The sequence below is a fragment of the Candidatus Trichorickettsia mobilis genome (assembly GCF_034366785.1).
GTDB lineage: Bacteria > Pseudomonadota > Alphaproteobacteria > Rickettsiales > Rickettsiaceae > Trichorickettsia > Trichorickettsia mobilis_A.
Map to the genome: position 1 here is coordinate 1 of NZ_CP112944.1, position 10,000 is coordinate 10,000.

Sequence of the window (10,000 nt, forward strand, 5' to 3'; positions counted from 1 at the left end):
ATTACCTTTTGAATTACGTTCATTGGGATTTGCTCCTCGTTCTAGCAATAGTTTCATTATCGAAAACGATCCCGGATTAGCACCCGCTATCATTAACAAGGTTTGTCCGTCTCGATTCTTAGTATCGACGTTTACTCCTTGATCCAAAATCTTACTTAGCTCGACAACGTTATTTTGCTTGATTACGAGGTTTAGTCGCTTCTCTAGCACTCGGCTAACGATCTCTTGTTTAGCACAGGCTCGGTTAGTCGATATCGTTATCACGCTTAAAGTAAGAGTACTAACTACGCATGCGATTAAGAATCTTCTAAAGCAAAATTTATTTGTATTATCGTTATTGATTATCGGTGTTATCATTATCGGTTATCTCTCTCGTTCTTTTTTTCTATATGTTGAAACAGCTCTGCTATCAGTAAGTGCAGTTCTTCCATCTCATCACGAAGCAGCTCTATTGCCGTTCTCGTGGCTTTAAGTTCGGCAACCAGTTGCTTGTTTATTTGGCTTGTCTCACTTTCTTTATCATCTGCATTCATATGACGACTCTCTTTTATGCCGGCAGCGTTGTTTTATGCGTTTGTTTTTACTCTTACTTCTTGCTCTTTATTAAGCGACGTTTTTTCTTTAAACATGCTTGCTAATTATATTTCTATTTAATTCTTATATTTTTTTTAGCTGTCACTGTATTGACACACTTCTCTATCCAGGTTACCATATAGATATCGGGAGAATATTATTTGCTATAGTATTCCTCGTTGTTTGGTTACTACCGGTTAATCTCTCTATTTAACCGGTAGTGTTTTGCTGATCTTCACTTCTGCCTCGCCATACTCAGCATCCAATTTGCTATCCTCCATGCTAAATATTCACTCTAAATTTAATATAGCCGGTGCTACCTGAGTATTTGCTTTGCCCGGTTCTCTCATATCCAATACTCGCTTCAATTCTGCTTGAAGATAGAGTTAAGCTTGCACCCAAATTATATGAATCTTTAGCAATAGAGATTTTGTTGCTAGAGAGAATTCTGCCGCTTGCATTCTTTAGATTAAGTTTTTTTGTTTTAATAAGCGGTGAGTTACTATACTGAGCTGAAACTTGCGGAATTAGTTGAAAATTGTCGTACTCAAACATAGTCGCAAGAGACAAGCCCGGAGTAATAGAGAATTTTTGAATACCGGTTTTACCGGTAGTTAAATTACCTTGTTTAATAGCGGCAAATTTTACTCCCTCATAAGAGCCGGTAAGGCTCGGCACTAATACTAGCGAAGCTATAGGTAAATAATAATTAGCACCGATATTTGCACCGAAAAGCTCGCCCTTTAATTTGAAGCCGTTATCCTGGTTTAAGAACGATTTATATTTGGTCTTACCGTAAAGTTTACCGAATTCGATATTACCGGTTAACACTAACCGCTCATCCGCTTGTATACTTCCGTAAACAGAACCGATTATAGAGCGAGTGTTTGTAGAGAAATTAGTATGACTATTGTTAGTATTAGTTTTTGGTTTTAAGCTACCAGCATTAGAACTTACTGCAACGCCTAGAGTTGTGTCCTCATCAATTTTGCTATCAAAACCGATAGTAGCTCCGCCCACATTATGCTTTATTTTGCCGGAATCTTTGCCTTTAAATAATCCGTTACCTAGATTTCCCGCTAGCCACACACCGTAATTTAGCGGATCATCCCCCGCAGATATTCCCGTGCCTTGGTTATCGGCTAAATGAAGATATGATAGACGGTTTGTTAGTATAGATGATAAATTAGCCGTTTCATTAAAAGCCAGCTCGGTGACGGTCTCTATATTACTCTTGGCAAGTTGGCTATTTGCTATATCATCACTTATTATGATCTTTTCATATAAGCTACCTAAACTATTTAAATGCAGGATACGAATAGCTTTTGCATCGGTAATGCCGGCAAGAGCTGCTCTTGCCGCCTCCGGTGTTAGGTTTGCCTGATCAAGCCAGGCAAGTAGAATAAGATTCTCAGCCGTAAATGCGCCACAACTTGATCCATCATTTTGTTGATGAACTTGCAGATCGATAATTTCGGCATTTGGCACAAGGCGTCTAATAGCTTCAATATATTGGCCACTTTCTGAATTACCGTCTCCAAAGCTACTGCCGAACGAATCATTGTAAAATACCACGATATCACCGCTCTCTTTTGTTCTAATAGCAATAGCCGTCCAGTGATTGTCGTTTAAATTAACCGGAATAAGAGCTGGTTTACCGGCTCTTGCTTCTCCTAGAGCTGCGGCAGCTACATCGTTAATCAATTCCGGAGAATTCGGCACCGCAGGAGCAATATAAACCTTACCCGCAAGACGGTTGGCAATAACTCCTCTTACGTCCTCATCGCTATACCAATAACCGATATTTGCTATCTCGGGATTAATATCTGCTGCATATGTATTACTTGCAGCAACAAGCTTGAGGATACTAATTGCAAGAGCGATTTTAATTAAATGGCACTTAAAGTTTCTGTTCATATAGCAACCACTCCTGTTAATTGATAATCTTCTTGCAAGCAAATCTTATTGATTAGCTGTAGATAATTACTTTGTATCCAATCCTTAATGAATCTGCTCGGTGCTTTTAAAGTAAGTTGTTTACGCATCGAATCTTCTTCAGCGGTTAATTTGCTAAACCATGACTTATCAAGACCGAGTCCGCCGGAACCGTAATAATCAATAAGGTTTTCTCTAATCTTGCCCCATACTCCTTCAAATATTGCTGTGGTTGTTGAAGTTGTTTGTTGTTTGGTAGCAGTAGGAGTCAATACTGTAATATCCAGATATCTGATATGATCGCCGTATACTGATTGCACCTGTTGCAACAAAAGATCTTGTTGATGAGCAGTTAGATCTAATGTTGTCGCGGTAGTAACGACTAGTTTGTCATTATCGACTTTATAGTTAGTGCCGTTGATCAATGAATAAGCTAGGTCGATGTTAAAAATTCCTGCTATTTTACGTTTTAATTTTGAAATATTATCGGTAGCGGTAATAGCTTCAATCGCTTGTAGGTATTTTTCCTTGGATGACTGTTCGTCAGCATTAATAAATCTGAAGTTACCGTTACTGACTTGAACCGCATCTCTAATCTCGTGTAGCAATATCTTACCCATATAGCTTAATACTGAGTTCTTGCTAAAGAACTTACGATCAGGATATTTACTTGCTAGTTTCAGCATTAATTGATTGATGAAATTCAAATCAAAGTTACGACCTGATTTGCCGGTTAGCACATCAGCATCGTCTTGCACAAGCGGATAAAACTCGGCTAGTTTTTTACCCAAACTTTGGGTGATGCTAGTGTAAGCACTAGATCTATGGATATTCGAGGAAGCGTTTGCTTCAGGAGTAATTTGAGAATTATTCTGATTGTAAGAAAAAGCTTGTGATTGTTCAAGGTTTGTTGAAGCAACTGTGTTAAGGGTGTGAGTTGCTAATTCCAATTGTTTTGAATTTTTCTTTAAATCATTTTTTTCAGAATTAGATCTAGATTTCTTTTTTAGATATTTCTTATCTATATTATCCGTAGAAATTTCTTTGCATCCGTTATCCTCGTTTCGATCACTAAAGAGAAATTTTTTTGTCTGCGGTTGATCTGTAAGTTTTAAAACTTCTACAATATTAAGTATCAAAAACAGTTCGTTCGTGAATAATCTACCATACATACGTACAGTTCTAAGATCACGCTTAACCAGACCTGCTTTTTCAAGCCTAACTATTCCTGCTTTAACTTGAGATAGACCAAAATTGAATTTTTGTTTGAAGTATGAGAACTTTAACTGAAATTCGCTGTTACTTTGATAACGATGTAGAAATACTAATTCGGATAGAATGGTAATAGCTACCGTATCAGACTTTCCGCCTGCACGAGTTAGCTTATGATACCAGATATGCGGTACTATATTCCCGTTGAGAGAAATATTGTCAGTCACACCGCCTGCACTATTGCAGCCGGAATGGTTTTGTGTTATAAGCATAGTTACCTGCGTTTGTTAGAACGTTGTGTGTTTAAACCAGTATTCTCTTTTAAGTTTGCTGACCTATGAGAGTGCTGGTTTTTTTATTTGTATCTCAATTATTCTATACTTTTAATTTTCTTTAATCTCATTGGGACTCACGTCTTTAAAATATATAGTATGCATTTCGTACTATATAATATAGTAAATATACTATATTATATAAATAGTAAAGTAAACCATTATTTGTTAAATATATAAAGTTCAATTATTTTACTAAATGTGGTGATTATAAACTATATTCTAAAAGTATTTTATTGTTTAAGTTTTATACTTTCTGCTGTATCATTCTAGCTATTTAAATAATGTTAGAATTAAGAACATATGGCTAACTTACAACTCAAGCTTTCTGAAATGATGTCGCAAAAAAATTTGACACTTTCAGATATCGAAAAAACGACTGGATTAAATAAAAATACTATTAATAGCATTTTGACTGGAGCATCTAAAAATCCTAGCGCAAATACTTTACGCTCTATTGCTAGAGCTCTAGACGTTTCTTTAGAATCAATATTGTCAGATAATGAGGTAAATATTGATGCTTTAAACAAAGAACAAATGAAGATATTTAGTGAAGTTACTGATGCAACAGTTAATGTAATTATAGAAAAGGACTTAAGCTTTACGATTGATAAATTAAATGCTCTAATTAAAGAAATATATCAATACGCTATTAAAATCGATCCTCCTTGTATCGATGATAGATTTATTCATTGGATTGTAGACAAGTATAATAAATCTTAGTTTTTTTAAATCACAAATCCATCTCATGCTGATTACAATATTCAAACATAGTAACCGTATTTGGATGATTTACACCAAATTCTTTAACTTGAGTTTCACTAAAAATTTTGTAATTGTATAAATCATTTGCTTTACAAGCGGCCTTACCTCCTTGTGTATATAGATGGCTTATATGAGCAATATTTTTACTTCTGTTTCTATATAAATAAAAATATATAATTTGAGCCTTTTTATAAAACTCTATTGCTTGTTTAAGATTATCTTGAACAAAGAAAATATCGCCTTGTACCACATAACTAGCTGCTAAATCTGGATCCTCAGGATAATCGGCTTTTTTTGGATTTCTTCTATCATCAGATAAAAATATTGCTATGGCTTTCTTAATATGAGCTAAAGCCTTATTTTGTCTCCCTAGTCCTAACTCGCTTCTAGCCATCTGTGTATAAATACGACCAAATACCTCATGATCTTCTTTTTTTACTGGCTTATACATCTTGTATAATTGCTGAGTTTGTACGTAAGCCGCTTCATACTTTTTTATAACATTTAATACTTCAGCTTTGAGCAAATAAATATTAGTAAGCAGTAAATCGTTAGAATCAATCCCATTTTTAGTAAACGCTTCTATAGTTATATTAGCTTCTTTAAGTGCATTAAAATATTCCCCTTGGATAAAAAATAATCTTACCTTAGCCAAATGTAATAATACTCTATCGCTACTATCTACCAAACCATGATCAAACAACTGTTCAACCATCTTAATATAATTTTTTCCTTGATCAATATACCCTAATGAAATATTAGCAAATGCTAAATTATAGTATAAATTGCATTTTATTGACTCATGGCCTTTTACATCATCGAATACTTTTTTGGCTTTTAGATAATATTTAAGCGCTGTATTATCATCAACAAATCTTCTCTTATGATAACCTCCGATATTTGTCAAATACTGTCCATATGCACGTTTTTCTTCATTACTCATAAAAAAATAATTAAATTTCCTTTTGTTATCACAATCATTAAACCAATTTATACTCTCTTCTGCACTATAATAATCAAAGTTGTTAATATAATCAGTAAGCAAAACTGCGTTTAATATCATGATTTTATAAATATCAGCATGATAAGCTTGTGCGTTTTTTAAAATTATTTCAAGATTTTCACTTATACTTACTTCTTGTCTAAACCGATGCCCTTCTAAAATATTGTTAGGCATAAAATCTATTAATTTAGTAAGAATATCCTCCAAGTGTTTTTTATTATTTTTATCTTTATCTATTTCTAATACCTTCTGTGAAATAATATCATGCATTTCAAATATGGGGTTTTGTTCATTTGCTTCAACGTTAGATATCAACATCAATTTGGATAATTGAAAAATATCATTTTCTAAATTATCCGGATAATCAGTTATGATTTTTAATAAATTTTTTGAAAAAGCCTGATTATTGATTAAAGCGATCTTACTTAATAAATTAACTGCTGAAGTCGGTAACTCTTTAATTGCTAATTCAATATTTAATTTGATTTTATCTACAGATTGATAAACCTTTTTCTTATATTCATCCCTACTTAATCCTTTCACTCTATTCAATAATTGAGCCCCTTGTACTATTAAAATAGGATAACCTTTGAAGGCAGAATAAAGAAACTCTACATCTTCTGAACTACCATTATCCAATAAATTTTCTGCTAAAGTTACTACATCTTTTTTATCAAACGAATTTATAATAACCGTATATGGTAAACTCTCATTATCTTGAGATGCAATTATAACATTGCCATTATGCTCCCAGTTTATTATATCTTGAACTTTATCATTTTTATTTATCATTAGATTATCAAATACTAACAGCCAATCACTTCTTTTTACTAAAAATTGCATTACCTCTTTTTTTGATAATTCCGCTTCCTCCGATATGCCAGCATCGTAATATTTATTTAGTTGTTTTGCTAATTTTAAAAATTCTTTGTTTAAATCTAAGTTACAATCAAAGAACCAAATTAATTTATATTGGTTTTTATTATCATATACATAAGTTCTGATAAGTTGTGTTTTACCTATACCGCTTGTACCTACTACACTTACCGTCTTATATTTGCTTAAGTAACTTTTTAAAGTATTTAGTTGTTTTATATGATCTACAAAATAACTAACTGGAGTAACAACATTATATATTTGTCCATGCGCAAATAACTCCTTATTAGTAATTAGTAGTATAATTAATAACAGATACTTATTCATTTGAAATAATACAATACGTTATTTTGATGTTTATTCATGAGTAAAATGATTAAGCTTGAAAGATGGGTTGTTGATATACTCCATTCTTATCAATAATTCCTAGTGACCCTCTAAATATATGTGTTTTTATAAAAATATTATTATCAATATATTTTAAAGTCTTTATGGTATCCATATTTCTAAGACGAGCAAAAGTTAAATGCGGGAAATAGGAATCACCGTATAAGGTTAATGGATGACAACCATCTTGAGCTGATAATAGAGCGTAAATCTTTTCTTGTAATCTTATTATACTACTAAGTCTCACCACAGATAATCCTGTCCAAATATATTCTTTATTATGATTATGCTCAATATCAAAATAAATACCCTTAAATCTTATTAGGTTATCATTAAACAACTCTTTTTTCACTAAATCCCATATTAAGCCTATTGATTCTTCTACAGCAGTAAAATTACAAAGTGTAATATGAGGTAGTGCATTATCATTTAAAATATAACCATCATAATAATCAGCAAAATTCTCTTGCGCTAATTTTACTAAATTCTGAGTAAAATTAGCTTCAATAGACAGTAAAGCAATACTGTAATGCTTAGTATTTTTTATTAAGTCTTTACTCATTTTTTTACCAAACTTATTTACTAAAGTAGTTATACAGCTGTAAAAAATTAAACTTCAAAATTATGTACATTTTTTCATTTTTTCTCAATAAAGGGAGATAGAAAAATTACATTATTTTGTGTTGTCATTTTTTGATTATCTATCTGTTTTTTTTTGAAAATATCTATAACATTAAGCCGGTCATGGCTTACATTGCAATCAAATCCGTTTATTCTTAATGTGTTAAAGACTTGAGTCACATTTAACAAAAAAGGATTAGCATGTGTCTTAAAAAAATAATTTGACATTTTTAATAATTCTTTTTCTTCCCTAATAGGAAACCCGTCGTACTCAAAACGTAGTTGTACTAATCTTCCTATATTATCTATAACTAATCCGATATTGTGTTTAGCTGTAGGTGATTGTTTATTTATCATAAAAATTAAATAACTAATTAAACTATAAATAATTTGATATAATGAGGCTTTAGAAGCAAAATAAACTTCTTTTACTCTACTGGTAATTTTTATGGTTATATTTTCATCTTCCTGTTCAAATCTATCATTTAATAAGTCAATTAACTGTGTAACATTAATTTCCTCTATTTTATCTTGTTGATATAGGATTATAGAGCATGGAACTTGATCATCAGAATTTTCTAGACGACAATTCTTAATTACATTTTCTTGATTACTATCAAAACTCTCGTTAATTAGAGCGATTTTATTAGCTTCCATAGCGAACAAGCAATTGATCTCTAAATCTTTTTGTTTACTAAAATTTAGATTCCAAATCTTATTCATCAAAGATGCTTTACAATTTTTTAACTCTTGTTGCTGCTCATACTTAAGCCTCTCTAATTCTTTTCTATAATTATCTTGATAATCAGACGCGTAAGCATTGTTAAGATATTTAATTGAGAGTTTATATAAAATGTACAATAATAAGGCATTAACTCCAAATGCCAAAGTTACTAGCAAAACAGGTTCTTTAATTTCTGCTTTTATTTTCTCCCAAAATATATCGTCAATTGATACACTGATACTAAATTGATTTCGGCTGTTGATATGATATATTTTTTCTATTTGGTAATTTTGTTCTTTAAAATTCGCGTAAAGAAATTTTTTATTTAATTCTATTCTGTAATGAATAAAATCTGGAACACATTGATCTATTAAAGCGCCAAAACGGAAAACGTTATAATTTATACACTTATCAAGACATATTTCAATATCTCTAGTATTACTGCTAATTGAAAAATCCTTATTTTCAAGACTGCCAGATAAATGTTGTAATAATGAAGTAATCTTATTTACACTAACATGAGCTATTTTGTTGTAATTATCATAAAGGATTTGGGATTTTTTTACCTCAACTTTATCTTGGTAATACTGATATAGAAAGAATATCAAAATTCCATAACTAATGAAAATTACAATCAATATTATTAATGAATTATTTTTAAACTTAGTAAGATGTGGTAAGTTTCTTTTGTTCATAGTCATAAATGTCTAGTATCTTAATTTTCTTATGCTACAAAACAGCCTAGTGATTTTTATACAACAGAATAATTAATAAAGCGTTAATGTTATTGATTTTAATTAACTTTTTTATTTCTTTTTTAAGTTGTTTATAATTTTAGTTAAGGTAGAATTTATTTTCTTAAAATCATTTGTTATGCATGGCTCTAGTTTTATGTCATTATTACTTATTTCTTCAGCATTATCTATCTTAGAACTATGACGCAAAGCTTCTTCTGGTAATAGTGTGGAATGATTATCCTCAACACACTTTAGTGGCATAACCGGAGCTGAATGATCATAAAGCTTATAACTACTTGTACCTATCATTTCAGTTGCATGATCTTCTGTGGTGTTAGTTACTTTATTTGCAGATAATAAAGTTGTTACGTATGTAGTAATTCTTCCAGACAGGTTAGAATTATCAATGCCTAGTACGTTTTTTACTGTTGATTCTAATGACCTTAATTCCTGTGATAAAATTCCTGATTCCAGATACTTATTACGGTAATCAATATATTCGTGCTGTAAAGCTTGAGCTTTATTCCACTCTAACGGAGCTTGCCAAGTTCCTTTTACCACTGCTTTCCAAGCTACTGATAATGCTGTATCTATTTGTTTATCTTTAGAGTTACAGTAAATTTTTGTTGGCTTCCAAGTAGCTGCGTGATGAATAAATTGTTTTGCTAGTTCATTTTTATCGAGACTAGCGGCATAACCCTTAGCCAGTTTTTTTGAAAATAAGAAATAAGCAAACTTTCGGGCTTTATCGGCTTTCTCTTGCGATAAAGTCTTTAGTTTCTCTTTGATTAACGTAGTACAGATATTAAAATCTTTGTGTTTTTTAGTTTTTTTA

Annotated in this window: 9 protein-coding genes; 1 reads left to right on the forward strand and 8 read right to left on the reverse strand. The window is 31.5% G+C overall.

Annotated elements, in window-relative coordinates:
• The 4 genes from Trichorick_RS08560 to Trichorick_RS08575 all read right to left on the reverse strand — a co-directional run.
• Positions 1–357, reverse strand: a 357-nt coding sequence (locus tag Trichorick_RS08560) for an ankyrin repeat domain-containing protein (protein WP_323739240.1), incomplete at its 3' end; no start/stop codon positions are given.
• Positions 357–533: a hypothetical protein gene (locus Trichorick_RS08565; protein ID WP_323739241.1), complete on the reverse strand. Its 177-nt coding sequence runs from the start codon at positions 531–533 to the stop codon at positions 357–359. The genes Trichorick_RS08560 and Trichorick_RS08565, both read right to left, overlap by 1 nt.
• A gap of 322 nt (positions 534–855) precedes the next feature.
• Entirely contained in the window at positions 856–2,490 is a 1,635-nt protein-coding gene (locus Trichorick_RS08570) for an autotransporter domain-containing protein (protein ID WP_323739242.1), read from the reverse strand.
• A complete protein-coding gene (locus Trichorick_RS08575) occupies positions 2,487–3,992 on the reverse strand; it encodes a DnaA N-terminal domain-containing protein (protein WP_323739243.1) in 1,506 nt (501 codons plus the stop codon). The genes Trichorick_RS08570 and Trichorick_RS08575 overlap by 4 nt, the downstream gene beginning before the upstream one ends.
• Positions 3,993–4,355: 363 nt before the next feature.
• Here Trichorick_RS08575 and Trichorick_RS08580 point away from each other — a divergent pair, with 363 nt between their 5' ends.
• Positions 4,356–4,775 carry a helix-turn-helix domain-containing protein gene (locus Trichorick_RS08580; RefSeq protein WP_323739244.1) on the forward strand — a complete coding sequence of 140 codons (420 nt, stop codon included), beginning with the start codon at positions 4,356–4,358 and terminating at the stop codon, positions 4,773–4,775.
• 10 nt (positions 4,776–4,785) lie between these two features.
• Here Trichorick_RS08580 and Trichorick_RS08585 read toward each other — a convergent pair whose 3' ends face one another.
• From Trichorick_RS08585 to Trichorick_RS08600, 4 genes are all read right to left on the reverse strand, one after another.
• Positions 4,786–7,023, reverse strand: a complete 2,238-nt coding sequence (locus Trichorick_RS08585; RefSeq protein ID WP_323739245.1) for a tetratricopeptide repeat protein — start codon at positions 7,021–7,023, stop codon at positions 4,786–4,788.
• A gap of 49 nt (positions 7,024–7,072) precedes the next feature.
• The gene (locus tag Trichorick_RS08590; RefSeq protein ID WP_323739246.1) at positions 7,073–7,645 is read right to left on the reverse strand and encodes a hypothetical protein; all 573 of its coding nucleotides are present in this window, start codon (positions 7,643–7,645) and stop codon (positions 7,073–7,075) included.
• Positions 7,646–7,719: 74 nt separating this feature from the next.
• Positions 7,720–9,129: a hypothetical protein gene (locus tag Trichorick_RS08595; RefSeq protein ID WP_323739247.1), complete on the reverse strand. Its 1,410-nt coding sequence runs from the start codon at positions 9,127–9,129 to the stop codon at positions 7,720–7,722.
• A gap of 105 nt (positions 9,130–9,234) precedes the next feature.
• Positions 9,235–10,000, reverse strand: a 766-nt coding sequence (locus Trichorick_RS08600; protein ID WP_323739248.1) for a hypothetical protein, incomplete at its 5' end; no start/stop codon positions are given.

What these genes read in the sequence shown, in the direction of transcription:
- Trichorick_RS08565 (WP_323739241.1), bottom strand. Translation starts at nt 533, where the DNA reads ATGAATGCAGATGATAAAGAAAGTGAGACAAGCCAAATAAACAAGCAA.
- Trichorick_RS08570 (WP_323739242.1), bottom strand. Translation starts at nt 2,490, where the DNA reads ATGAACAGAAACTTTAAGTGCCATTTAATTAAAATCGCTCTTGCAATT.
- Trichorick_RS08575 (WP_323739243.1), bottom strand. Translation starts at nt 3,992, where the DNA reads ATGCTTATAACACAAAACCATTCCGGCTGCAATAGTGCAGGCGGTGTG.
- Trichorick_RS08580 (WP_323739244.1), top strand. Translation starts at nt 4,356, where the DNA reads ATGGCTAACTTACAACTCAAGCTTTCTGAAATGATGTCGCAAAAAAAT.
- Trichorick_RS08585 (WP_323739245.1), bottom strand. Translation starts at nt 7,023, where the DNA reads ATGAATAAGTATCTGTTATTAATTATACTACTAATTACTAATAAGGAG.
- Trichorick_RS08590 (WP_323739246.1), bottom strand. Translation starts at nt 7,645, where the DNA reads ATGAGTAAAGACTTAATAAAAAATACTAAGCATTACAGTATTGCTTTA.
- Trichorick_RS08595 (WP_323739247.1), bottom strand. Translation starts at nt 9,129, where the DNA reads ATGACTATGAACAAAAGAAACTTACCACATCTTACTAAGTTTAAAAAT.